Here is a 22,508-nt window from a genome sequence, read left to right as displayed (position 1 = left end):
GGCACGTGAGCCTGCTGGGCTCGTACGTCCAGCGGCGTTCGCTCCTTCATGCTGCCCCGCTCTGGGGCAAGTTCCTTGCCGTTGCCGCGCTGTCCGTAACGGTGCTGGTGCTGAACGCATGGTGGATGACCCTCGCTGCCCTGGGAATCGTAACTGTGGCCTACACAGCGGGCGCGCGCCTCTCGCTCAAACTTATGCTCGGTCCGCTTGCAAGGATGTGGCCGCTGATCCTCATCCTCGGAGCATTCCAGGTGGTCACCGCCGGGGCGCTCGCGGCCTTCCTCGTGGTGGGAAACATCGTTGTCTGCGTACTCGCTGCCCTGCTGATCACCCTTACCACCGAGAGTCACCGCATCCTGGACGGCCTGGTCTCCCTGGCGCGGCCGCTACGGTTCCTCGGCGCGGATCCGGAACGGTTCGGCCTCACCGTCTCCCTGATGCTCCGGAGTATTCCCGTTCTGGTGGGGTCGGCCGGGGACGCCCGCGACGCAGCACGCGCCAGGGGGCTTGAACGAAATCCCCGTGCATTGATCCTGCCCGTTTTCATCGGCGCGGTCGCCTACGCGCAGCAGACCGGCGAGGCGCTGGCGGCGCGCGGTCTTGGCGACGCAAAGTCCGAGTACGACGACGACGACGAAGGCGATACGCGCTAGTTGCCTCCGGTGCTAGAGCCGGACAGTGCGGAACGCCGCAGCGGTTCCCACCCCGCCGGCCGCACTGACAGCGGCGACCGACCAGCCGTCGTCGTACTCGCTCTGGGCTCTCTGGCGCAGGAGGTTGGCGACCAGCATCGCCCCGGACGCTCCGTACGGGTGACCATAAGCGAGCGCCCCTCCATTCCGGTTGAGGAACTGCGGCCCCACCTGCATCAGCTGCGCCGACGCCAGTACCTGCGCGGCGAAAGCCTCATTGAACTCCCACGTTGATACATCCGCCGGTTCCAGTCGGAGGGCAGGGAGCAGCTTCCCTACAGCGTGGGCGCCGGCGGTGCCGAAGAGAGCCGTCTCCCCACCCGCCGCGGCAGACCCGGCGAACTCCAGCACGGTCTCGAACCCGCGAGCCCGTGCCACTTCAAGGGTGGTGACCGTGATGACAACCGCGCCGTCGGCGTCGGCGCAGGAATTGCCCGCGGTTACGCTGCCCACCGGATCGAAAGCGGGCATGAACCGGGACAAAAATGCTGCGGTCATGTTGCGACGGGGCGTTTCGTCAGTGCTGTGGCCCGCCACGGGGACAATTTCCGCCGCCATGGCTCCCCTTGCGGCTGCAGTACGGTTGTGGCTCTGCAGGGCGTAGCGATCCTGGGAGGCGCGGTCGACGCCGTAGCGATTTGCGACATTCTCGGCTGCCTGGCCCGCGTCGGGGTCGCCGTGGGAATCGGGAGCGAGCCGCGCCCGGGCGTAGAAGTCCGGCGCGCCAGCCGCGGACGTCAGACGCCTCGCCCGCAAGGGTGCAGTGCTGCAACTCTCCACGCCGCCGGCCAGGAACCAGGTTCCCGCGCCCGCTTCCACTAACCTGCAGGCGAGCACCACCGCATCCAGGCCGGAGGCACATTGCCGGTCCACGGTGAGTCCGGGAACGCTGGCGGGAAAGCCGGCCGTGAGCGCAGCGAGACGGGCAACGTTCCCGCCGCCGCCGGTTGCGTTCCCGATGATGACGTCATCCACCTCATGCGGCTCCACTCCCGACTCCCGGGCCGATGCAGCCAGCACCGGCGCCAACAGATCATGCGCCTCGAGGTTCCGGAACGCCCCGGCCAGTCGGCCAAACGGTGACCGCCGTGCGAGAACGACGACGGCGCGGCGCGACTCCGGCCGGGCGCTATCGGATGCGTTCAAGGGCACCGTCCCCCGCGAGAATCAGGTTGCGCAGGCCGACACGGTCCGGTTTGCCGGCCGCCGTCACGGGGATGCGGGCGGTTCGGTACAGCGCGCGCGGCACCTTGGCTGCCGAAAGTGTGGCCCGCAGCTGCTCGCGGATCCTCGCGCCGTCGATCGACGTATCGGTGCCCACCTCGATCACTGCGGCAATCGATGAGCCGCGCTGCGGGTCCGGCACTCCGAATGCGACGGCAAGGGGATACCCGGCTGCGGCCAGAGCCAGCTCCACCTCTGTGGGGTAGACATTCGTGCCCGCGCTCACCACCATGTCGGCGCGCCGGCCAGTCAGGTGCAACGCACCGGCGTCATCAATCCAGCCCTGATCGCCTACCGTGACCCAGTCCCCTTTGCGCTGAAAGGCGAGCCCGTCATCACCGGACAGGTAGCCCTCGATCGCCGTATCGGTCCGCACCCACACGGTCCCGTGCTCGTCCGTCCCGCTGTCCTGAATCCTCAGCTGAACGCCGGGAAACGGCATCCCGACGTCATTGGTGCGCAGCGCTCCGAGCCGCTTCGCCGTCACGAGGCTCAGTTCGGAGGCACCGTAATACTCGAAGATTCGGGCTTGCGGCGCGGCCTCGCGGATCAAGGCTGTCTCCGCATCGGACAGCTTGGATCCGCCGGATACGACACACTGCAGGTCAGGAAGGGCACCCGCAGCGCGCTGCAACCCGAGCCGCAGCGCTGCCGGAACGCCCACGAAGTGCTCGATGCGTTCGGACCGGAGTACCTCCCCCATGCGTGCACCGGTCAGCGGCTCCGGTCTGCTGTCCAGTGCGTGAAAAGTGGCACCGGCGAACAGCGACTCGGCCAGTGCGTACAGGCTGAGACTCGCGGACAAGGGACCCGGAGCGAAGACCCGGGAGCCCGGCGCGAGACCGAAGTATGCCACGCTGCGTTCAAGCGAACGCGACCAGGATCCGACCGTCCGGACAAACGCTTTCGGTACACCGGTAGTCCCGGACGTGAACCCGCAGTAGAACAGTGAATCCTCGGCCCCGTCAGCAAGCGCGGTTCCGGCGCTCGCTTGCCCCGGGCCTGCCAGCGAAGCATCGCCAAGCTGCAACTCCGTCAGAATCCGCATACGCACAGCTGCAGGCCACGCCGGGTCAAGGACTACCGCACACCGGCCGCGGCCCACAACGGCGGCCAGCGCAACGGCAAAGACGATGGGGTCAGCAGGTTCCAGGGCGATCATCGGGACCTCGGGCGGGGAATACTCCGCTGCCCTTGCCGCCAGTTCGCCGTAGGAAAGCGTGCGTTCACCCACAACGACGGCGGGACGCACGGGCTCGGCGTCCGCCCAGGACAGGAGGCGGTTGATGAAGGGCATGGCGGCTTTCTCTTCTGGCGGTACGTCCAATGTACTAACCTGTGCGAATGATTTCAGCGCCGGTCCAGTTCTGTTTCCAGCCAGCATCCGGACGGCGGATGCCATGAGCGCGCCCAATATCAGAATCATTGAAGGCGATATCACCGCTATGGACGTGGATGCCATTGTCAACGCCGCCAATTCGTCGCTGCTGGGCGGCGGCGGCGTTGACGGCGCCATTCATGCGGCGGCAGGTCCGGAATTACTGAAGGCGTGCCGGTCAATTCGCGAAGACGCGCTACCGGACGGCCTTCCGGTAGGCGAGGCTGTCGCCACGCCCGGCTTTGAGCTTCGGACAGCCTGGGTCATTCATACCGTCGGACCCAACCGGCACGCCGGGCAGACGGAGCCGGCGCTGCTGGAGTCATGCTTCCGGCGCAGCCTGGCCATCGCGGACGACGTCGGTGCCAGGTCAGTCGCCTTCCCGGCAATCAGCGCGGGGATCTACGGGTGGGACCCGGAGACGGTTGCCCGGCTTGGGCTCGGTGCTGTGCGGAAGTACGACGGCGGCGTCCGGGAGGTCACGTTCGTCCTGTTCTCGGAGCGGTTGGCTGAGATTTTCCAGCGCGTCCATGATGAGATCCGCACGTGAACCCGCACATGGAAAAGGCGGCAGGCACTGTGCCTGCCGCCTTCTCTCGTGAACGCTAGATGTTGAAGCCGAGCGCCCGCATCTGGTCACGGCCGTCTTCGGTGATCTTCTCCGGGCCCCACGGGGGCATCCAGACCCAATTCAGCCGCCAGTCGTCCACGAGGCCGTCGAGCGACTGGCCGACCTGCTCCTCGATCACGTCGGTGAGCGGGCAGGCTGCCGTGGTCAAGGTCATGTCGATCAGGAGCGCGCCGTCGTCGGCGTACTTCAGCCCGTACAGCAGGCCGAGGTCGACGATATTCACGCCGAGCTCCGGGTCGATGACATCCTTCAGCGACTCTTCGACGTCGTCCAGGGACGTCTGCGCTGTGTTTGTATCGCTCATCTCAGGTGCCTCTCTTCCGCCGGAGGTGCTACGCGCCGGCAGCGGCCGGTGCCGACGCCGCGCCGGGGAGGAGGAAGCGGTCGTAACCTTCTTCTTCGAGCCGGTCGGCGAGCTCCGGGCCGCCTTCTTCTGCAATCCGCCCATCGATGAACACATGGACGAAGTCGGGCTTGATGTAGCGGAGGATACGCGTGTAGTGCGTGATGAGCATGGTGCCCATCTCGCCCTTGCTGTGCTCCCGGTTGACGCCCTCGGAAACAACCTTCAACGCATCGACGTCGAGGCCGGAATCGGTCTCGTCGAGGATGGCGAACTTTGGCTTGAACAGCTCGAGCTGCAGGATCTCGACGCGCTTCTTCTCGCCGCCGGAGAAGCCCTCGTTGACGTTGCGCTGTGCGAAGTCAGCGTCGATGCGCAGCTGCGACATCGCTTCCTTCACATCCTTGGTCCAGTGACGGATGCTCGGGGCTTCGCCGTCAAGCGCCGTTTTGGCGGTGCGGAGGAAGTTAGTCATCGTGACGCCGGGTACTTCCACCGGGTACTGCATGGCGAGGAAGAGGCCGGCGCGGGCGCGCTCGTCGACGCTCATGTCGAGAACGTTCTCGCCGTCAAGAGTGATGGAACCGCTGTCGACGGTGTACCGCGGGTGGCCCGCGATGGTGGAGGCCAGCGTCGACTTGCCCGACCCGTTGGGGCCCATGATGGCGTGGGTTTCACCCGTGTTGATGGTCAGGCTGACGCCTTTGAGGATGGGCTTGGTGCCCTGGTCAGTTTCGATGCTGACGTGGAGGTCCTTGATCTCAAGGGTGGACATCTGTGGGTTCTCCTTTTGCATCCTGCCGCTGCAGGTTTGCTTCGTGTGGAATTGGGCGGCTGGGAGTTGTGCTAACTCTCTAGTCCTGGGCGGGTACTGGGGCGGAGTTGGTCACCGTGGTGATGTCCACATAGACCTCCCCGTCATGGATCTCGAGCGCGAAAACCGGAACCGGCTCGTAGGCTGGCAGCTGGAGCGGCATCCCGCTCCGGAGGTCGAACTGGGAGCCGTGTCCCCAGCACTCGATCTTGCAGCCTTCGACATCGCCCTCCGACAACGAGATATCCGCGTGCGAGCAGGTGTCGCCGATAGCGTGGATGCCGCCGTCGGAGTCCTTGACGATAGCAACCGGGTAATCGTCAATCAGGATCCGTAGTGCCTGCTTCACCTCAATATCATTGACATTGCAGACCAGTTCGCCGCGGGGCGCTTCCAATGCTTCGGTCATCAGAGGTTCCCTGCAGCCAGTTCACGCTCCACCGCTTCGGTGAGGCGCTCTTCGAGGACAGGAACCTTGATCTGCTGGATCACCTCGTTGAGGAATCCGCGCACCACCAGACGCCGTGCCGTCTTCTCATCAATTCCGCGGGCCATGAGGTAGAACAGGTGCTCATCGTCAAACCGGCCGGTGGCGCTGGCGTGGCCCGCGCCCTCGATGAGTCCGGTTTCGATCTCAAGGTTCGGAACGGAATCGGACCGGGCGCCGTCGGTCAGCACCAGGTTCCGGTTGACCTCGTAGGTATCCGTTCCTTCGGCTTCCTTGCGGATAAGGACGTCGCCAACCCAGACGGTGTGTGCGTCCTGACCCTGTAGTGCGCCCTTGTAGGTGACCCGTGACTTGCAGTTGGGAACGGCGTGGTCAACGAGCAAGCGCTGCTCCAGGTGCTGTCCGGCGTCAGCGAAGTAAAGACCGTACATCTCCACCTCGGAGCCGGGGGCGGTGAAGAACGACGACGGCGTAAGGCGCACGAGGTCACCGCCAAGGCTGACGACAACGTGCTTGAAGCGCGCGTCGCGGCCCACCTTCGCCTGCTGCGAGGAGACGTGGACGGCGTCGTCGTCCCATTCCTGCACACTCACGACGGTGAGGTCCGCGCCGTCGCCCACGAGAATCTCAACGTTCTGCGCGAGGGTGGTGCTGCCCTGGTGATCGAGGACCACCACCGCCTTCGAGAACCTGCGCGCCTCGATGATGAGGTGCTGCGCCGCCACTGCGCTATCCGTTCCGCGGACGGCTACCGTGACTTCGCAATCAGCGACAGTCTCTTCAGGGATGGTGACGACGGTTGCAGTCCTCACTGCTTCCCACGCTGCGGCCGAGACACGGTCCTCAGGAACCGCGGCGGATCCGAAGCGGGCGTCAGTGCGCTCAACCGTCTCGACCGTGACGTTGGACGCGCCGGACACCGTAACCTCGGGCCCTTCACCGGTCAGCGCATCAGTATGCAATCCGCGGAGGCGCTTCAGCGGAGTGAACCGCCAGTCCTCCTCACGGCCGGTCAGGGGCGCAAAGTCTGCGAGTTTGTAGGACTTGAGGCGTTCGCCGCGGGACGCCTCCGGGACAACGCGCTCGTCGCCGTGGCTATGCCTGCGTGCACCGTGCTGTTCGGTGCCGGTATTCAGCGGGGAAAGGTTCTCGCCTTCCTCGGTGAAACCGTCGATTGCGATTTTCTCTTCGCCGGACGGGGCGCCGAGGCGGGCCTTCTCGTCGGTCAACTCAGGGTTCAACTGTGAGGTTTCGGCCATTAGCCTACGGCTCCTTCCATCTGGAGTTCGATCAAGCGGTTCAGTTCCAGCGCGTACTCCATGGGAAGTTCGCGGGCGATCGGTTCAATGAAGCCGCGCACGATCATTGCCATCGCCTCGTCTTCGGGCATACCGCGCGACATCAGGTAGAACAGCTGCTCTTCACTGACGCGCGAAACGGTGGCCTCGTGGCCCATGGTTACATCGTCCTCGCGGATGTCCACGTAGGGATACGTGTCCGAACGCGAAATGGTGTCGACCAGCAGCGCATCGCAGCGGACCGTGTTCGCCGAGTGCGTTGCCCCTTCCCGCACCTGCACCAGGCCGCGGTAGGCAGCACGCCCTCCCCCGCGTGCCACAGACTTGGAGATGATCGAGGACTTCGTGTTCGGGGCGATGTGAACCATCTTCGAACCGGTGTCCTGATGCTGGCCTTCACCCGCGAAGGCAATGGACAGGGTCTCACCCTTGGCGTGCTCGCCCACCAGGTAGACCGCCGGGTACTTCATAGTCACCTTGGAACCGATGTTGCCGTCGACCCACTCCATGGTGGCGCCCTCATGCGCAATGGCGCGCTTCGTCACCAGGTTGTACACGTTGTTGGACCAGTTCTGGATGGTGGTGTACCGGACGCGGGCGTTCTTCTTGACCACAATTTCCACAACAGCCGAGTGCAGGGAATCCGACGTGTAGATCGGAGCCGTGCAGCCCTCGATGTAGTGAACATAGGAGCCCTCGTCCGCAATGATGAGCGTGCGCTCGAACTGGCCCATGTTCTCGGTGTTGATCCGGAAGTAAGCCTGCAGGGGGATCTCCACGTGGACCCCGGGAGGCACGTAGACGAAAGATCCACCGGACCACACTGCGGTATTCAGGGAAGCGAACTTGTTGTCGCCCACGGGAATGACCGATCCGAAGTACTCTTCGAAGAACTCAGGATGCTCACGCAACGCGGTATCGGTATCCATGAAGATGACACCCTGGCGCTCGAGTTCCTCGTTGATCTGGTGGTACACCACCTCGGACTCGTACTGCGCCGCGACGCCGGAAACCAGGCGGTTCCGCTCAGCCTCGGGGATTCCGAGCTTCTCGTAGGTGTTCTTGATGTCGTCCGGCAGGTCTTCCCAGCTGTTGGCCTGCTTCTCCGTGGAACGCACGAAATACTTAATGTTGTCGAAGTCGATACCCGACAGGTCCGCACCCCACGCAGGCATGGGCTTCCGGTCGAAGTACTTCAGCCCTTTCAGCCGCATGTCCAGCATCCACTCGGGCTCGCTCTTCTTCGCGGAGATGTCGCGGACCACGTCCTCGTCGAGACCGCGCCGCGCATTCGCGCCGACGTCGTTCTTGTCGGCCCAGCCATACTCGTAGGTCCCGATGCCGTGCAGCTCCGGATTCCTCTCGAGGATGTCGCTGATCACTCCTGCCGGCACGGTGTCGGGAACCAATGCCTTCTGATCTGTCTGATCCGTCATCACGGCCTTCCTTGCTGATGGTTGGAGTTCTCTGAAATCTGTAGTGGTTGCGGCAGTTCCGCAGGCAAACTGCGTGATGATGCCGCCTGGCTCCCCCGCCCCACGGGAATGTGGGTGGTGCATACGTGTCCGCCGCTCGCGAGCGTTGAAAGTCTTCGCACATCGACGCCCAGCAGTCTCGCGAACACGTCGGTTTCCTGCTCACAGAAGTCCGGAAACTCCGCGGCGAGTTCTTGAATGGGGCAGTGACCCTGACACAGCTGCACGCTGAGCATAGCGGCTTGAGGGGCGTTACGGCCGACCACCCGGGTTGACCCCACGAAGCCGTCATTGGTGAGGGCGTCAGCCAGTGCAATCGCCTTCTCCTCCAGCCGGTCACCCGCCGCCTCGACCACAGGACGGTACCGCTCCTCCATTGAGGCGAAGCGGCTTGCGGCGAACTGACGAACTGCGTCCGGACCCGCTACCTCCTGCAGCTGCCCGAGCGCCGCCTGCGCGATGTGCAGGTAGTCGTTCCCGAGGCGCGTCTGTCCGCGCTGACTGAGTACGTATCGCCGTGCGGGACGGCCCGCGCCCGCGGATGCGTTGCTGATGAGCTTCACCTCGATCAACCCGTCCCGCGAGAGGGCGTCGAGGTGGCGACGGACTGCTGCCGGCGTGTAACCGAGCCTCTCCCCGAGCTCTGCGGCACTGACGGGACCATGCTCCAGGACGGCGGACAGAACCTTGTCCCGGGTGCGTTCATCTGCGGTGCGCCGCGACTCCGCCTCAGCGCGCTCAGCGTTGATCACAGCGGGTCCGGCAGGACGAGGTGCAGCGGAATGGGACATCGCTGGCCTCCTCTGTCTGGTAGGTACGTGGCGCTGGCTAATGATGTGGCTTGCGGAGCTTCTGGACTAACTTATTTCTGGACTAACTTATGGTGTCTGCCTAATAGAAAACAGAACCATGACCTAATCTATTCCATTGGAGAACCCGCATCCAGTAAGGCGAGGCTATCCACCGCCCATAACGCGCCAGCTACTACGTGTCGTAGAATTGTTCGGTGCCACACTCCCCTGCCGCCCTTGAAGTACGTGGGCTCGTCAAGGATTTCGGCCCGGTTGCAGCCCTGGACGGGAAGATGATCCGGGTCCTCGACGGCGTCGACATTACCGCGCACAAGGGCCGCGTCACCGCATTGCTTGGTGCCAATGGCGCCGGCAAGACCACAACGCTTGAATGTGCCCAAGGTCTGCAGCGGCCAAGCGGAGGCAGCGTCCGCCTGCTTGGCCAGGACCCCTGGCGCGCTGGGGCGGGGCTTCGCAGCAGGGTGGGCATCATGCTGCAGGAAGGCGGTTTGCCGCCGGCGCTCCGCCCGCTCCCCCTGCTCCGGCACGTCGCAAGCATGTATACGGCGGCGCGCGGGCTGGATGACCTTGTCCTGCGCCTGGGCATCGACGGCTTCGCTTCGACCACCATCCGAAGGCTTTCCGGTGGCCAGAAGCAGCGTCTCGCGCTCGCTTGCGCACTGGTCGGAAATCCGGACGTACTGTTTCTCGACGAGCCTAGCGCGGGGCTGGACCCGCAGTCGCGGCACATCGTATTCGACCTGATCAACGAACTTCGCGCCGAGGGCCTCGCGATCATCCTCACCACGCATCTCCTCGACGACGCACAGCGTCTGGCTGACTACGTGTACATCATTGACCAGGGGCGGACGGTCCGGGAAGGTACTGTCGCGGAACTCACCGCTCACGCGAAGGATGCCGTGAGGGAAATTCGCTTCGAGGCTCCGCCTGGCCTTGAATTGCCGGTATCCCGCTTTCCGCACCTCGAGGCCGGTGAGCAGACTCCCGGAAACTACCGCGTGACCGGCCCGCTGACGCCCGAGGATCTCGCAACTATTGCCCGGTGGTGGGCGGATAACAACGTTTTGCCCGCGTCCATTGTCCTTACCGCGCGTTCGTTGGAAGACGTGTTCCTCGACATCTCGGGCAGGGGCGTCCGATGAGCGCAACCCGCTTGCCCTTCAGGGTCCTGCGGCACGGCGGATACGAAACTGCCGCGATGCTCCGCAACGGCGAGCAGCTCGTCCTCGCTATAGCGTTGCCGGTCCTGGCGCTCACCGCAATCGCATTGACCCCGCTCTTTGATGTTCTCGGAGCGCCACGGCTCGAATCGGGCACACCGGGAGTCATCGCCCTATGCGTGCTTTCAACGGCATTCACAGGCCAGGGAATCGCCACCGGCTTCGACCGCCGCTACGGAGTGCTTCGCTTTCTGTCCACAACGCCGCTCGGCCGTGGCGGGCTCATCCTGGGCAAAGTCGTTGCCGTGGGCGCAGTGCTGGTGATCCAGCTCGCTGTGATCGGGACTGCCGCCGTCCTGTTCGGCTGGCAGCCCGCCATGGAAGGGATTCTTCCGGCGCTTGTCATGCTGATTCCAGGCATCGCCGCGTTTACGGCGCTTGGACTTCTCATAGCGGGAACTCTGCGGCCCGAGGCGACACTCGCCGTCACCAACCTCCTCTGGATCCTGCTCGCTGCGGCCGGCGGAACCGTCATCCCGCGCAGCAGCCTTCCCGAAGCAGCGCAACCGCTTGTCGGTCTCCTGCCCTCGTCCGCCCTCGGTGACGGTCTGCGCGCCGCGCTCCAGACAGGCACCTTCGATCCGGCGTCCTTCGCCCTACTATGCGGCTGGGCGGCAGTCGCCGGACTCGCCGCTGTCCGCTGGTTCAAATGGAGTTAGGAACATGACGCAACTCTCCCTCGCCACGATGATGAACCGACTCCCCACCGCCGTCACGCCTGCGGTCCGGGGGCTCGCGTTGGCCTCCCTTGTGTCGCAGATCCTCATTGTTGTCACCGGCGGCGCAGTGCGCCTGACCGCATCCGGCCTTGGTTGTCCTGAGTGGCCCCGCTGCACCGCTGATTCGATGATCGCGACCCAGGAGATGGGGATCCATGGCGTCATCGAGTTCGGAAACCGTCTCCTCACGTTCGTGCTGACGGCGATCGCCGTCGCAATGCTGGCCTCCATCTGGCGCCTGCGCGCCGAACGCCCTGATCTTTTCCTTCCGGCAGTGCTGCTCCTCGCCGGAATCCCGTTGCAGGCGGTGATCGGCGGCATCTCGGTTTGGACCAGGCTCAATCCCTGGGTGGTCGGTTGGCACTTCGTCATCTCGATGCTCCTGATCACGATCGCCACGGTACTTCTCAACCGCACACGGCTCACACCTGCTGAGGCAGCGGCTGATCGCGAACCGCGTGCAACGCCGCTCCTGCGCCAGCTCCTCGTGGCAGCCGCCGCGCTGGTCGCGGTCGCGGTACTGCTCGGCGTCGTCGTGACCGGTTCCGGCCCGCACGCCGGCGATGCGGGTGCCGCCCGGAACAACCTCGACCCTGATCTGATGACGCGGATCCACGCGGCCCCGGTGTACCTTTTGGTTCTTACCGTGCTGATCCTTGTGGTGGTCGCGTACCGCACGGGCGTTGCCCGCCGGCTGCGCATCGCCGTCGTGCTGCTCGCCGTCGTCGTGCTGACGCAAGGGGCAATCGGGTACCTGCAGCATTTCCTGCACCTGCCGGTCGCGCTGGTCGCCCTCCACATGCTCGGTGCGTCCGTCCTGACGGCCGCTGCGGCGCATGCCGTCTACATAGGGTTTACGCGACGATCCGTCCCTACTAGCTGACGGACTCTTCCTGGTCATCAAACGCGTCGGCCAGGCGTGCCAACTCCCGTTGGTCGCTGCCCGCGATGGGCAGCAGCGGCGGCCGGGGATCACCGGCATCAATACCGCATGCTTTGGCGAGGGCGTGCAATCCGCTGAGTTTGCGCAGGCGTTGGACGGCATTGACCACGGGCAGCAGGCGCGAGCGTTCAAGGGCGATCCGGGCGTCGTCTCCGGAAACAACCGCGAGGCGGAAGTTGCGGTAGCTGACCGGTAGAAGTGCGGCCAGTCCGGTGTGCCAGGCATCGCCGGACACTTCACCCGTGACGATGAGGGTGTCGCCGCTGGCACCGTGGCTGAGCGGGGCATCCACCAGGTCCCGCAGCATGCGCACGCGGTCCGCGAACCCGTCCGGCGAAGCGGCGGTGTCCTTGAAACCGGTGACAGTCTCAATGGCAGCGAGCCGTGCCACCAGCTCCAGCCCGAAAGAAAACTGGGTGGTCGTGGGATTGTTATAGAGGCAGATCGGCAGGTTGGTGACTGCGGCAACTTCCTCAACGAGCGCTGCCACTTCATCGTCGGTCAACGGCAGGTAGGAGACCGGCGAGAGTACGAGCCCAGCCGCGCCGTTCCGCTGGGCCGCCTTGGCGCCGACCACCACCTCACGCGTGGCAACCGCGCTGATCCCGGCGGCAACCGGAATACGACCGGCGGCCGCCTCCACTGCCTCAGCGAGCACCCGTTCGCGTTCAGCCGCATCGAGGTAGGCAAAGCTGCCTGAGGAGCCAAGGACAGTTACCGTATCCACACCGGAATCAGCGAGCCCGCCAATGAGGAGCTTCAGTTCAGGAAAGCTGACTGCGCCATCAGCGTCGAACGGGGTCACGGGATAGGCAACAACGCCGGTAAAGACCATGACCACAATCCTAGGTGGTCCGCAAGCCCACTACGCGCCGAAAATCGGCCCGCCCACGAACGGGTCAATGGCAAGCGCAAGGAAAAGTACGGTCAGATAGCTGATGGATCCGTGGAAGACCTTCATGGCTACCTTGCCGGTGACCGCACCGGACCGTGCAGCAGAGTGCAGCTTGTGCGATTCAACGAGGAACCAGCCCCCACCGGCGACCGCCGCGACTGTGTATACCCATCCCGCACCACCGACGGGAACGAGCAGCAGTGAACAGACCACCGTTGCCCACGCGTACAGAACAACCTGGACTGAAACTACTGATGCCCCGGCGATCGCTCCCAGCATGGGCACGTTCGCCGCGTTGTAATCGTCGCTGTACTTCATGGACAGCGGCCAGTAATGCGGTGGCGTCCACAGGAAGATCACCAGGAAGAGTACGACAGCCGGCCACTGCACTGTTTCGGTCACCGCGGCCCACGCGATCAGCACGGGCATGCAACCTGCGGCGCCGCCCCACACGATGTTCTGCGCTGTACGGCGCTTCAGGATGAGCGTGTAGACGACGACGTAGAAGAAGATAGCGGCCACGCCCAGCCATGCCGCGAGCGGGTTTGCGCCGAACCAAAGAATGACGATCGCGGCAACACCCAGTGCCCAGGCGAAAACCAGCGCCTCCCGTGGTGTGACCTCCCCGGTCACGAGCGGCCGGTTTCCGGTGCGGTGCATGACCTTGTCAATATCGCGGTCGATGTAGCAGTTGAATGCCCCTGCGCTGCCCGCCGCGAATGCCCCACCCACCATGGTTGCCAGAACGAGACCCAGTGATGGAAAGCCGCCCTGGGCAAAGATCATCGTGGGAAGCGTTGTCACCAGGAGCAGCTCAATGACCCGTGGTTTGGTCAGCGCCAGGTATGCCCGTAGCTTGCGGGAAAGGCCACTGCCGGCCTGATGCACGCTGGGCGCGGCTGCGGCCTGGTCGATGTTCACTGGAGGATGCTCTGCTTCTGAAGTGAGGATAAAGTCCTTGGCCATCATACCCGCATCCACCGTCACTTTTACAGCGCGTAGAAGAAGCGCGGCCACTTGCGCTGGAACTCACCCGGGCTCTTTCGTTTCGTTGTGTGACCCTTCACAATCTGTCGACCACAGCCCATTCCGGCCTGAAAGCGCTAAGGTTGCATGTATCGCCTGGATCACGCCCGTGTCGACGGATGTTTGCTTCAATCCGTTGTACGCACGGGGATCTAGTCTGGGTCAGACGCAACAGTATTCAAGTTTTCAACGGTGAACGGCCGGCTGGCCTCGGGGACTTTGGCCTCCGCAGCGCAGCCTCACTCGGCGCCGCGGCGCTGGCCGTGACGTAAAGAGAGGGGCCCGGTAAACGTGCCACAGCTGGAAAAGCAGGAACTGGACTGGAACGAACTGGACGACCGCGCGGTTGATGCCGTCCGCGTACTCGCGGCGGACGCCGTGGAGAAAGTGGGGAACGGACATCCGGGTACGGCCATGAGCCTGGCTCCCGCCGCGTACCTGATCTTCCAGAAACTCATGCGGCATGATCCAACTGACCCGGAGTGGACCGGACGGGACCGCTTCGTGCTCTCCCCCGGACACACGTCCCTCACCCTCTACATTCAGCTCTTCCTTTCCGGCTACGGCCTTGAGCTTGATGATCTGAAGGCTCTGCGCACCTGGGGCTCGAAGACTCCCGGCCACCCGGAATACCGGCACACCGCCGGCGTCGAGATCACCACGGGGCCGCTTGGACAGGGGCTGGCGTCCTCTGTCGGCTTCGCGTACGCCCAGCGCCGGATGCGCGGCCTTTTCGATCCCGAAGCGCCCGAGGGACAGAGTCCGTTCGACCACACCGTCTGGGTCATCGCGTCCGACGGCGACCTGCAGGAAGGCGTCACCTCGGAAGCCTCGTCCCTCGCTGGACACCAGGAACTGGGCAACCTCGTTGTTCTTTACGACGAGAACCACATTTCGATCGAGGACAACACCGACATTGCGTTCACCGAGGACGTGCTCAAGCGCTACGAGGCGTATGGCTGGCACACCCAGCGCGTCGACTGGACCAAGACCGGCGAATACGTCGAGGACGTTGCGGAACTGTACCGCGCCCTGACGGCAGCGAAGGCCGAAACGTCTCGGCCGTCGATCGTATCCCTGCGCACCATCATCGGTTGGCCGGCCCCGAACAAGCAGAACACAGGCAAGATCCATGGCTCCGCTCTTGGCAAGGACGAAGTGGCAGCGCTGAAGGAAATCCTCGGCCTCGACCCGGAGAAGCATTTCCAGGTGGACGATGCGGTGCTTGCTCACGCACGCAAGGTCGTTGACCGCGGACAGGACACCCGCAGCGCCTGGGAACAGGGTTTCGAAGCCTGGAAGCAGGCCAATCCGGACAGTGCGGCGACCCTGGACCGCATCGCTGCCCGCGAACTGCCTCAAGGATGGGAAGCCAGTCTTCCTGAGTTCGAGGCGGGCAAGGACGTGTCCACCCGTGCGGCGTCGGGCAAGGTCCTGAGTGCCATCGGCCCGGTTCTTCCCGAGCTGTGGGGCGGCTCCGCGGATCTCGCCGAGTCGAACAACACCACCATCGAGGGATCGCCGTCGTTCGTCCCCGCCTCTAAGCAGACCGAAGCGTGGTCCGGCAACCCTTACGGCCGGGTACTGCACTTCGGTATCCGCGAACATGCGGCAGCCGCCATCGTCAACGGCATCGTGATGCACAGCAGCACGCGGGCCTTTTCCGGCACGTTCCTCATCTTCAGCGATTACCAGCGTCCGGCGATCCGGCTGGGCGCGCTCATGGGCGTACCTGCCATCTATGTCTGGACCCACGATTCAATCGGCCTGGGTGAAGACGGGCCCACCCACCAGCCGGTGGAGCAACTCGCGTCGTTGCGCGCCATTCCAGGGCTCGACGTCGTCCGCCCGGGTGACGCAAATGAGGTCGCCGTGGCGTGGCGCACCATCCTGGAGAACACATCGAATCCGGCGGGCATCGTGCTCACACGGCAGAACATTCCCACGTGGGAACGCGGACCAGGCCAGGCAACAGGTGACACCTTCGGATCGGCGGAGGGTGTTGCGCAGGGTGGCTATGTGCTTGCGGAAGCTCCCGACGGCGAACCCGACGTGATCCTGATCGCGACCGGTTCCGAAGTCCAGCTCGCAGTCGAGGCCCGCTCCACGCTGCAGAAGGAAGGCATCGCGGCGCGCGTCGTATCGCTGCCCTGCCTGGAGTGGTTCAACCAGCAGGACGAGTCTTACCGCGAGGCTGTACTTCCTTCGAACATCCGTGCCCGCGTCTCGGTCGAGGCCGGCGTGGCGCTGGGCTGGCGTGAACTGGTCGGCGACGCCGGCCGGTCCGTCTCCCTGGAGCACTTCGGCGCTTCGGCCGACTACAAGACCCTGTTCCGGGAGTTCGGCATCACCGCGGAGGCAGTGGTCGAGGCAGCACGGGACTCGATTGCGGCAGCCGATACGCGCAACGCTCCGGACGGCACCTCAGCGGCCGCAGGAGCGTCAGCTTCCACCACCGGCGACCGCCGGTAGTCCGCCCACAGATCAGCACAATCCACCTGGTTCAAGGAGAAAAACCAATGACTCCCACCCCCACCGCGGCCCTTTCCGACGCCGGCGTGTCCATCTGGCTGGACGACCTCTCCCGTGAGCGGATCACCTCAGGCACCCTGAAGGCGCTCATCACCGAGCGCGACGTCGTCGGCGTCACGACGAACCCGAGCATCTTCGCAGCAGCCCTGAAGAACGGCGAGTCCTACTCTGCGCAGGTGAAGCAGCTCGCTGCAGCCGGGGCCGACGTCGACACCGCAGTTTTCGAGATCACCACCACCGATGTGGCGCAGGCGTGCGACGTATTCGCGCCAGTTGCCGAGAAGACCGGAGGCGTTGACGGCAGGGTCTCGATCGAGGTCGATCCACGTCTTGCCCGCGACACTCAGGGCACAATCGCGGAGGCACGCCGTCTCTTCGACGCCGTTGAACGCACCAACGTCCACATCAAGATCCCGGCAACCGTTGAGGGTCTCGAAGCCATCTCGACAACTCTCGCCGCGGGAATCAGCGTCAACGTCACGCTGATCTTCTCACTTGAACGCTACCGTGCCGTGATCAACGCCTTCATGCTCGGGCTCGAGCAGGCGAAGGAGAACGGCCACGACCTCTCAACTATCCATTCCGTTGCCTCGTTCTTTGTTTCGCGGGTGGATGCCGAGATCGACAAGCGCCTAGATGCCCTCGGCACCGACGAGGCCGCCGGACTGCGCGGCAAGGCAGGCCTGGCAAATGCACGCCTCGCCTACCAGGTGTACGAGGAAGCCTTCAGCTCTGAGCGGTGGCAGGTCCTTGCCGCCGGGGGTGCCCGCCCGCAGCGTCCGCTCTGGGCTTCGACCGGTGTGAAGGACCCTGCGTACCCCGACACCCTGTACGTAACCGGCCTGGTCGCTGACGGCGTTGTGAATACCATGCCGGAAAAGACACTTGAGGCCACCGCTGACCACGGCGAGGTCACCGGGGACACCATAACCGGCGCGTACGACGAGTCGAACGAACTCCTGAACCGCCTCGAGAACCTCGGGATTTCCTACAAGGAGGTTGTCGAACTGCTCGAGGAAGAGGGCCTGGACAAGTTCGTCGTCAGCTGGAACGAGCTTCTGGAAACCGTCACCACGGCGCTCGAATCGGCGAAGGGCTAGGCGTCCATGGCAACCCTCTACGTCAACGCATCCGGGGCGGCCGCCGAAGCAATTGAACGTGCTACCCCTGAGCTCGTACAGGACCAGGTGGCCTCGCGCATCATGGCCAAGGACCAAACACTCTGGGGTCCCGAAGCAGAAGAGGAAGCAGCGATCCGGCTCGGCTGGGTTGACCTCATCGAAGCCTCCCGCGCCTTGCTGCCTTCCATTGAGCGGCTCCGCACCGACCTCTCAGCCGACGGCGTGAATCACCTGGTGCTGTGCGGCATGGGCGGTTCCTCGCTCGCGCCCGAGGTCATCACCAGGACAGCCGGGGTGGAACTTACGGTCCTGGATTCAACCGATCCGGATCAGATCGTCAAGGTGCTGGCCGACCGGCTGGAAACAACGGCAATCGTGGTTTCGTCGAAGTCCGGTTCCACCGTGGAGACGGACTCCCAGCGGCGGATCTTCGAGCAGGCCTTCACCGACGCCGGCGTGGACGCGCGCAGCCGCATCATTATCGTGACCGATCCAGGTTCACCGCTGGATGAGTCTGCGCGCGCGGCAGGCTATCGGGCTGTGTTCAACGCCGACCCGAACGTTGGCGGCCGTTATTCGGCCCTCACCGCCTTCGGTCTGGTTCCTTCCGGCCTCGCCGGTGCGGATATCTCGGCGTTGCTCGACGACGCTGAGTCCATCAGTGAGTTTCTTGGCGATGACGACGCCGGCAACGTCGGTCTCCGCCTCGGAGCGGTACTGGGCGCAACCCTCCCGCTGCGCGACAAGATCGTCTTCGTAGACGAGGGTTCCGGAATTGCCGGACTCGGTGACTGGGTGGAGCAACTCATCGCCGAGTCCACCGGGAAGCTTGGAACCGGTGTGCTTCCCGTGGTCGTCGAAGAGGATGCACCCGAGCTGTCCTCGGGCGCTCCCGACGTCCTCGCGGTCCACCTGGTCTCGCCGGACGCGAACGCGGAACCGGTTGGTGACGCCGTAGCGGTCGGGGGAAGCCTCGGTAGCCACCTGCTGGTATGGGAGTTCGCGACCGCCGTCGCCGGCCGGCTTCTCGGAATCAACCCGTTCGACCAGCCCGATGTTGAAGCAGCGAAAAAGGCGGCCCGTGGGCTCCTTGATGCCCAACCGGAAGCCGAGGCGCCCAACTTCGTTGACGGCGCCGTCGAGGTTCGTGGCGGTGCGGCGCTGCTCGGAACAGCGCACACGCTGGGCGAAGCGCTTGAGGCGCTGTTCGGCGCGTTGGAGCCCGGCGGCTACCTGGCCGTTCAGGCCTACCTCGACCGGATCGGTGAAGCTGCGCTGGCGGATATTCGTCCGGAGCTCGCAAGGACAACCGGACGCCCGGTGACCTTTGGTTGGGGTCCGCGGTTCCTGCATTCGACCGGCCAATTCCACAAGGGCGGCTCTGCTGTGGGTGCCTATCTCCAGATCACAGGCGCTCCGCAGGAGGATCTTTCTATCCCGGAAAGGCCGTTCACCTTCGGCGAGCTCATTTCCGCACAGGCTGCAGGAGACGCCCAGGTCCTTGAAGATGCCGGACGTCCGGTGCTTCGCCTGCACCTCGCCGATCGTGCTGCCGGAGTGAAGCAGTTGCGCGAGGTCATTGAACACCTGTCCGGTACTGCAGCTAAAGACGGAAACGGGTAATGCCGGAGAACAACAGCAGAATCAGGAATCCCCTCCGCGACCCGAGGGACCGGCGGCTCAACCGGATCGCAGGTCCGTCATCGCTTGTCCTGTTCGGTGTGACGGGCGACCTTGCCCGCAAAAAGCTCATGCCGGCTGTGTATGATCTCGCGAACCGCGGACTGCTTCCACCGAGTTTCGCGCTCGTTGGCTTCGGCCGACGCGACTGGAGCGACGAGCAGTTTGCGGAGGAGGTCCGCTCCTCGGTGAAGCAGTATGCGCGCACGCCCTTCAACGACACCGTCTGGGAGCAGCTGTCCGCCGGTATCCGTTTTGTGCAGGGCAACTTCGACGACGACGACGCCTTCGTCGAGCTGAAGAAGACCGTCGAAGAACTTGACGCCACCAGGGGCACCCGCGGCAATCACGCGTTCTACCTGTCCATCCCGCCCAAGGCGTTCGAACTCGTCTGTCAGAAACTCTCCGAGCACGGCCTCGCGCAGGCCGAGGAGGGTAAGTGGCGCCGGGTTGTCATCGAGAAGCCCTTCGGCCACAACCTGGAATCGGCGCGGGAGCTCAACAGCATCGTCGAGCAGGTCTTTCCACCGGACGCGGTGTTCCGGATTGACCATTATCTGGGCAAGGAAACCGTCCAGAATATCCTTGCGCTCCGGTTCGCGAACCAGCTCTTCGAACCACTCTGGAACGCAAACTATGTTGACCACGTCCAGATCACCATGGCCGAGGACATCGGCATTGGAGGGCGAGCCGGCTATTACGACGGCGTTGGTGCCGCCCGCGACGTCATCCAGAACCACTTGCTGCAGCTACTTGCATTGACGGCCATGGAGGAGCCAATTTCCTTCAATGCCGAGGACCTGCGCGCGGAAAAAGAGAAGGTACTCGCAGCAGTCAAGCTGCCCGAGGACCTCTCGACCCATTCCGCCCGCGGCCAGTACGACGGCGGTTGGCAAGGCGGTGAGCTGGTCAACGCTTTCCTCGACGAGGACGGCATTCCTACCCGGTCCACCACCGAGACCTACGCAGCCATCCGACTCGATATCAATACCAGGCGGTGGAGCGGCGTACCGTTCTACCTGCGCGCGGGAAAGCGCCTGGGACGCAGGGTGACGGAGATCGCCGTCGTCTTCAAGCGCGCACCGAACCTTCTGTTCCGTGACCACGGTGAAGGGGACTTCGGACAGAACGCCGTCGTCATCCGCGTTCAGCCGGATGAGGGCGCGACCATCCGATTCGGGTCAAAGGTGCCCGGCACGCAGATGGAAGTACGCGATGTCACCATGGACTTCGGGTACGGCCATTCGTTTACCGAATCCAGTCCGGAAGCATATGAGCGGCTCATCCTCGACGTGCTGCTCGGCGAGCCGCCCCTCTTCCCGCGTCACCAGGAAGTGGAACTGTCGTGGAAGATTCTCGATCCGTTCGAGGAGTACTGGGCAACACTGGCGTCTGCCCCGGAAAAGTACGTTCCCGGCAGCTGGGGTCCGGCATCGGCTGATGAACTGCTGGAACGCGACGGAAGGACCTGGAGGCGGCCATGATCGTCGATCTTCCTGATACAACAACATCGAAGGTTTCCAAGGAAATCATGACCATGCGCGACAAGGGCGGAGTGGTTGCCCTTGGGCGTGTGCTCACCCTCGTGGTCATCACGCGATCGGGTCATGAGGAGGAAGCGATCCTCGCTGCCAATGAGGCCAGCCGCGAGCACCCATGCCGCATCATCGTCCTGGCTGAGGGAGCCTCGACGGAGCAGACGCGCCTGGATGCACAAATCCGGGTAGGCGGTGACGCCGGAGCTTCGGAAGTAATCGTCCTCAAGGGCTACGGACAGCTCGCGAGTGAAAGTGAGTCGCTTGTCTCGGCGCTCCTGTTGCCCGATGCGCCGATTGTGGCCTGGTGGCCGCATGGTGTTCCGGAAGCCGCGTCGCGAACCTCAATCGGAAGCATCGCCCACCGCAGGATTACCGATTCCGCCAACGAATCAGATCCGACGGCAGCGCTGTTCAACATTCGCCGGACATACGCGGCCGGCGATACCGACCTTGCCTGGACCCGCCTGACCAACTGGCGTATCCAACTGGCCGCGGTGATGGAACAGTTGGATGGTTCGCCGATCACCTCAGTCACTGTGGAAGGTGCGTCAGACTCCCCCAGTACGGTGCTGCTTGCCGCTTGGCTTACGCTGGCCCTCAATACGCCCGTCACCATCGCGGCCGGACCGCCAGGGACCGGACTGCACCGGGTGAGGCTTAGCCGCGCAACGGGCGACGTCGAGTTGAACCGACCCCACCGCTCCGTTGCCGAGCTCTACCAGCCGGATCAGCCGGTGCAACGAATTTCCCTGCCACGTCGCAGCCTGCAAGACTGTCTCGCGGAGGAGCTGCGGAGGCTGGATCCGGACGACGTGTTCGGAGAAGTCATCACCGAGGGGCTCGCACGGACGAACTTAAGGAGCGTACGAACCAGTGAACGCTGAACCGAAAGTCAGTGTCCATCCCGATTCCGGCCTGCTGGCAGCGTCAGTCGCGGCGCGTCTGGTCACCCGCCTCGTGGATGTCCAGAACGAACGGGGTACTGCCACCGTCGTGCTGACGGGTGGAACGCTGGGTATCGGTGCTTTGCGTGCGGTGGCCGAATCCCCCGCACGTTCGGCGGTCAACTGGAGTGCGGTTGACTTTTGGTGGGGAGATGAACGATTCCTCCCAGCTGATCACTCCGACCGAAACGCCGTGCAGGCACGTGCTGCCCTTCTTGATGAGCTGAAGATTTCCCCGAACCGTGTCCACGAATTCGGAGCGGCCGGGGACTTCGAGAACCAGGACGATGCCGCGGTCGATTACGCCAGAAGGCTCCAGGAAGCCGCGGACAAGGATGCCGCAGCAGAGGTCGAGCTTCGCGACCCACGCCTGCCCCGTTTCGACATACTTCTCCTCGGGGTAGGGCCTGACGCGCATATCGCCTCACTGTTCCCGGAAATGGCCGGCATCCGGGCCAAAGGGCAGACCGTCATCGGCGTCACAGGTTCACCGAAACCGCCGCCCGAACGTGTCAGCCTTACTCTTGAGGCGATCAACTCGGCAGAAGAAATCTGGTTGGCAGTGGCCGGACAGGATAAGGCCGGCGCAGTCGGGCTGGCCCTGGCAGGTGCGGGTCCGGTGCAGGTTCCGGCCGCTGGCGCACGCGGCCATAAAAAGACGCTGTGGCTGATTGATCAGGAAGCTGCCAGTCAGCTGCCGGGGCGACTGATCGGTTCGGAAGAAGCTTCCGAAGATGGTTCTGGAAACCCCGAACGCTAACACCAGTCGGCTAGC

General features: G+C 64.2%; 21 protein-coding genes. 11 read left to right on the top strand and 10 right to left on the bottom strand.

Features of this window, described 5'->3' with window-relative positions; genetic code table 11:
• Positions 1 to 5: 5 nt before the first annotated feature.
• Complete coding sequence (locus BJ994_RS07020) at positions 6 to 653, top strand: energy-coupling factor transporter transmembrane component T family protein (protein ID WP_342450313.1); 648 nt, start codon at positions 6 to 8, stop codon at positions 651 to 653.
• A 12-nt stretch (positions 654 to 665) separates the two neighbouring features.
• Here BJ994_RS07020 and BJ994_RS07015 read toward each other — a convergent pair whose 3' ends face one another.
• Together BJ994_RS07015 and BJ994_RS07010 are read right to left on the bottom strand one after the other, a co-directional pair.
• Positions 666 to 1,838 carry a thiolase family protein gene (locus BJ994_RS07015; RefSeq protein ID WP_167992857.1) on the bottom strand — a complete coding sequence of 391 codons (1,173 nt, stop codon included), beginning with the start codon at positions 1,836 to 1,838 and terminating at the stop codon, positions 666 to 668.
• A complete protein-coding gene (locus BJ994_RS07010; RefSeq protein WP_167992855.1) occupies positions 1,822 to 3,213 on the bottom strand; it encodes an AMP-binding protein in 1,392 nt (463 codons plus the stop codon). Before BJ994_RS07010 ends, BJ994_RS07015 begins: the two co-directional genes overlap by 17 nt.
• Before the next feature lie 103 nt (positions 3,214 to 3,316).
• On the opposite strand from BJ994_RS07010, the gene BJ994_RS07005 reads away from it, so the two are divergent.
• A complete protein-coding gene (locus BJ994_RS07005) occupies positions 3,317 to 3,844 on the top strand; it encodes an O-acetyl-ADP-ribose deacetylase (RefSeq protein ID WP_167992852.1) in 528 nt (175 codons plus the stop codon).
• 55 nt (positions 3,845 to 3,899) lie between these two features.
• On the opposite strand, the gene BJ994_RS07000 is transcribed toward BJ994_RS07005, so the two are convergent.
• The 6 genes from BJ994_RS07000 to BJ994_RS06975 all read right to left on the bottom strand — a co-directional run bounded on the left by BJ994_RS07000 (position 3,900) and on the right by BJ994_RS06975 (position 9,094).
• Positions 3,900 to 4,229 (bottom strand): metal-sulfur cluster assembly factor, encoded by a 330-nt coding sequence (locus BJ994_RS07000; RefSeq protein WP_167992850.1) that lies wholly within the window; start codon positions 4,227 to 4,229, stop codon positions 3,900 to 3,902.
• A gap of 28 nt (positions 4,230 to 4,257) precedes the next feature.
• Positions 4,258 to 5,043: a Fe-S cluster assembly ATPase SufC gene (sufC, locus tag BJ994_RS06995; RefSeq protein ID WP_167992849.1), complete on the bottom strand. Its 786-nt coding sequence runs from the start codon at positions 5,041 to 5,043 to the stop codon at positions 4,258 to 4,260.
• 79 nt (positions 5,044 to 5,122) lie between these two features.
• Positions 5,123 to 5,491 (bottom strand): non-heme iron oxygenase ferredoxin subunit, encoded by a 369-nt coding sequence (locus tag BJ994_RS06990; RefSeq protein ID WP_167992847.1) that lies wholly within the window; start codon positions 5,489 to 5,491, stop codon positions 5,123 to 5,125.
• Positions 5,491 to 6,789 (bottom strand): Fe-S cluster assembly protein SufD, encoded by a 1,299-nt coding sequence (gene sufD, locus BJ994_RS06985; RefSeq protein WP_167992844.1) that lies wholly within the window; start codon positions 6,787 to 6,789, stop codon positions 5,491 to 5,493. Before sufD ends, BJ994_RS06990 begins: the two co-directional genes overlap by 1 nt.
• The gene (sufB, locus tag BJ994_RS06980; RefSeq protein ID WP_167992842.1) at positions 6,789 to 8,264 is read right to left on the bottom strand and encodes a Fe-S cluster assembly protein SufB; all 1,476 of its coding nucleotides are present in this window, start codon (positions 8,262 to 8,264) and stop codon (positions 6,789 to 6,791) included. Before sufB ends, sufD begins: the two co-directional genes overlap by 1 nt.
• Positions 8,264 to 9,094 carry a helix-turn-helix transcriptional regulator gene (locus tag BJ994_RS06975; protein ID WP_167992839.1) on the bottom strand — a complete coding sequence of 277 codons (831 nt, stop codon included), beginning with the start codon at positions 9,092 to 9,094 and terminating at the stop codon, positions 8,264 to 8,266. Before BJ994_RS06975 ends, sufB begins: the two co-directional genes overlap by 1 nt.
• Before the next feature lie 215 nt (positions 9,095 to 9,309).
• On the opposite strand from BJ994_RS06975, the gene BJ994_RS06970 reads away from it, so the two are divergent.
• The 3 genes from BJ994_RS06970 to BJ994_RS06960 are packed head-to-tail and all read left to right on the top strand — an operon-like array spanning position 9,310 to position 11,937.
• The gene (locus tag BJ994_RS06970; protein WP_342450312.1) at positions 9,310 to 10,257 is read left to right on the top strand and encodes an ABC transporter ATP-binding protein; all 948 of its coding nucleotides are present in this window, start codon (positions 9,310 to 9,312) and stop codon (positions 10,255 to 10,257) included.
• A complete protein-coding gene (locus BJ994_RS06965; RefSeq protein ID WP_167992836.1) occupies positions 10,254 to 10,994 on the top strand; it encodes an ABC transporter permease in 741 nt (246 codons plus the stop codon). Before BJ994_RS06970 ends, BJ994_RS06965 begins: the two co-directional genes overlap by 4 nt.
• A 4-nt stretch (positions 10,995 to 10,998) precedes the next feature.
• On the top strand, positions 10,999 to 11,937 hold the full coding sequence (locus BJ994_RS06960) for a COX15/CtaA family protein (RefSeq protein WP_167992834.1): 939 nt from the start codon (positions 10,999 to 11,001) through the stop codon (positions 11,935 to 11,937).
• On the opposite strand, the gene BJ994_RS06955 is transcribed toward BJ994_RS06960, so the two are convergent.
• Positions 11,930 to 12,832: a dihydrodipicolinate synthase family protein gene (locus tag BJ994_RS06955; protein WP_167992831.1), complete on the bottom strand. Its 903-nt coding sequence runs from the start codon at positions 12,830 to 12,832 to the stop codon at positions 11,930 to 11,932. The genes BJ994_RS06960 and BJ994_RS06955 overlap by 8 nt on opposite strands.
• Positions 12,833 to 12,862: 30 nt before the next feature.
• Entirely contained in the window at positions 12,863 to 13,858 is a 996-nt protein-coding gene (locus tag BJ994_RS06950) for a heme o synthase (RefSeq protein ID WP_167995905.1), read from the bottom strand.
• A gap of 360 nt (positions 13,859 to 14,218) precedes the next feature.
• On the opposite strand from BJ994_RS06950, the gene tkt reads away from it, so the two are divergent.
• The 6 genes from tkt to pgl are packed head-to-tail and all read left to right on the top strand — an operon-like array spanning position 14,219 to position 22,493.
• Positions 14,219 to 16,390 (top strand): transketolase, encoded by a 2,172-nt coding sequence (gene tkt, locus BJ994_RS06945; protein ID WP_167995904.1) that lies wholly within the window; start codon positions 14,219 to 14,221, stop codon positions 16,388 to 16,390.
• 47 nt (positions 16,391 to 16,437) lie between these two features.
• Positions 16,438 to 17,550 carry a transaldolase gene (tal, locus tag BJ994_RS06940; protein ID WP_167992829.1) on the top strand — a complete coding sequence of 371 codons (1,113 nt, stop codon included), beginning with the start codon at positions 16,438 to 16,440 and terminating at the stop codon, positions 17,548 to 17,550.
• Between the two features lie 6 nt (positions 17,551 to 17,556).
• The gene (locus BJ994_RS06935) at positions 17,557 to 19,194 is read left to right on the top strand and encodes a glucose-6-phosphate isomerase (RefSeq protein WP_167992827.1); all 1,638 of its coding nucleotides are present in this window, start codon (positions 17,557 to 17,559) and stop codon (positions 19,192 to 19,194) included.
• On the top strand, positions 19,194 to 20,735 hold the full coding sequence (gene zwf / locus BJ994_RS06930) for a glucose-6-phosphate dehydrogenase (protein WP_167992825.1): 1,542 nt from the start codon (positions 19,194 to 19,196) through the stop codon (positions 20,733 to 20,735). The genes BJ994_RS06935 and zwf overlap by 1 nt, the downstream gene beginning before the upstream one ends.
• Entirely contained in the window at positions 20,732 to 21,673 is a 942-nt protein-coding gene (locus BJ994_RS06925) for a glucose-6-phosphate dehydrogenase assembly protein OpcA (RefSeq protein ID WP_167992823.1), read from the top strand. The genes zwf and BJ994_RS06925 overlap by 4 nt, the downstream gene beginning before the upstream one ends.
• Complete coding sequence (gene pgl, locus BJ994_RS06920; RefSeq protein WP_167992820.1) at positions 21,663 to 22,493, top strand: 6-phosphogluconolactonase; 831 nt, start codon at positions 21,663 to 21,665, stop codon at positions 22,491 to 22,493. Before BJ994_RS06925 ends, pgl begins: the two co-directional genes overlap by 11 nt.
• Positions 22,494 to 22,508 lie beyond the last annotated feature (15 nt).

Source organism: Arthrobacter pigmenti, assembly GCF_011927905.1.
Classification (GTDB): domain Bacteria; phylum Actinomycetota; class Actinomycetes; order Actinomycetales; family Micrococcaceae; genus Arthrobacter_D; species Arthrobacter_D pigmenti.
Note: the sequence above shows the minus strand (reverse complement) of the source record. Positions and strands in the feature narration are given on the sequence as shown.

Coding starts and splice junctions, on each gene's coding strand:
- BJ994_RS07010 (WP_167992855.1), bottom strand. CDS start 3,213: ATGCCCTTCATCAACCGCCTCCTGTCCTGGGCGGACGCCGAGCCCGTG.
- BJ994_RS07005 (WP_167992852.1), top strand. CDS start 3,317: ATGAGCGCGCCCAATATCAGAATCATTGAAGGCGATATCACCGCTATG.
- BJ994_RS07000 (WP_167992850.1), bottom strand. CDS start 4,229: ATGAGCGATACAAACACAGCGCAGACGTCCCTGGACGACGTCGAAGAG.
- sufC (WP_167992849.1), bottom strand. CDS start 5,043: ATGTCCACCCTTGAGATCAAGGACCTCCACGTCAGCATCGAAACTGAC.
- BJ994_RS06990 (WP_167992847.1), bottom strand. CDS start 5,491: ATGACCGAAGCATTGGAAGCGCCCCGCGGCGAACTGGTCTGCAATGTC.
- sufD (WP_167992844.1), bottom strand. CDS start 6,789: ATGGCCGAAACCTCACAGTTGAACCCTGAGTTGACCGACGAGAAGGCC.
- sufB (WP_167992842.1), bottom strand. CDS start 8,264: ATGACGGATCAGACAGATCAGAAGGCATTGGTTCCCGACACCGTGCCG.
- BJ994_RS06975 (WP_167992839.1), bottom strand. CDS start 9,094: ATGTCCCATTCCGCTGCACCTCGTCCTGCCGGACCCGCTGTGATCAAC.
- BJ994_RS06965 (WP_167992836.1), top strand. CDS start 10,254: ATGAGCGCAACCCGCTTGCCCTTCAGGGTCCTGCGGCACGGCGGATAC.
- BJ994_RS06960 (WP_167992834.1), top strand. CDS start 10,999: ATGACGCAACTCTCCCTCGCCACGATGATGAACCGACTCCCCACCGCC.
- BJ994_RS06955 (WP_167992831.1), bottom strand. CDS start 12,832: ATGGTCTTTACCGGCGTTGTTGCCTATCCCGTGACCCCGTTCGACGCT.
- BJ994_RS06950 (WP_167995905.1), bottom strand. CDS start 13,858: ATGGCCAAGGACTTTATCCTCACTTCAGAAGCAGAGCATCCTCCAGTG.
- tal (WP_167992829.1), top strand. CDS start 16,438: ATGACTCCCACCCCCACCGCGGCCCTTTCCGACGCCGGCGTGTCCATC.
- BJ994_RS06935 (WP_167992827.1), top strand. CDS start 17,557: ATGGCAACCCTCTACGTCAACGCATCCGGGGCGGCCGCCGAAGCAATT.
- zwf (WP_167992825.1), top strand. CDS start 19,194: ATGCCGGAGAACAACAGCAGAATCAGGAATCCCCTCCGCGACCCGAGG.
- BJ994_RS06925 (WP_167992823.1), top strand. CDS start 20,732: ATGATCGTCGATCTTCCTGATACAACAACATCGAAGGTTTCCAAGGAA.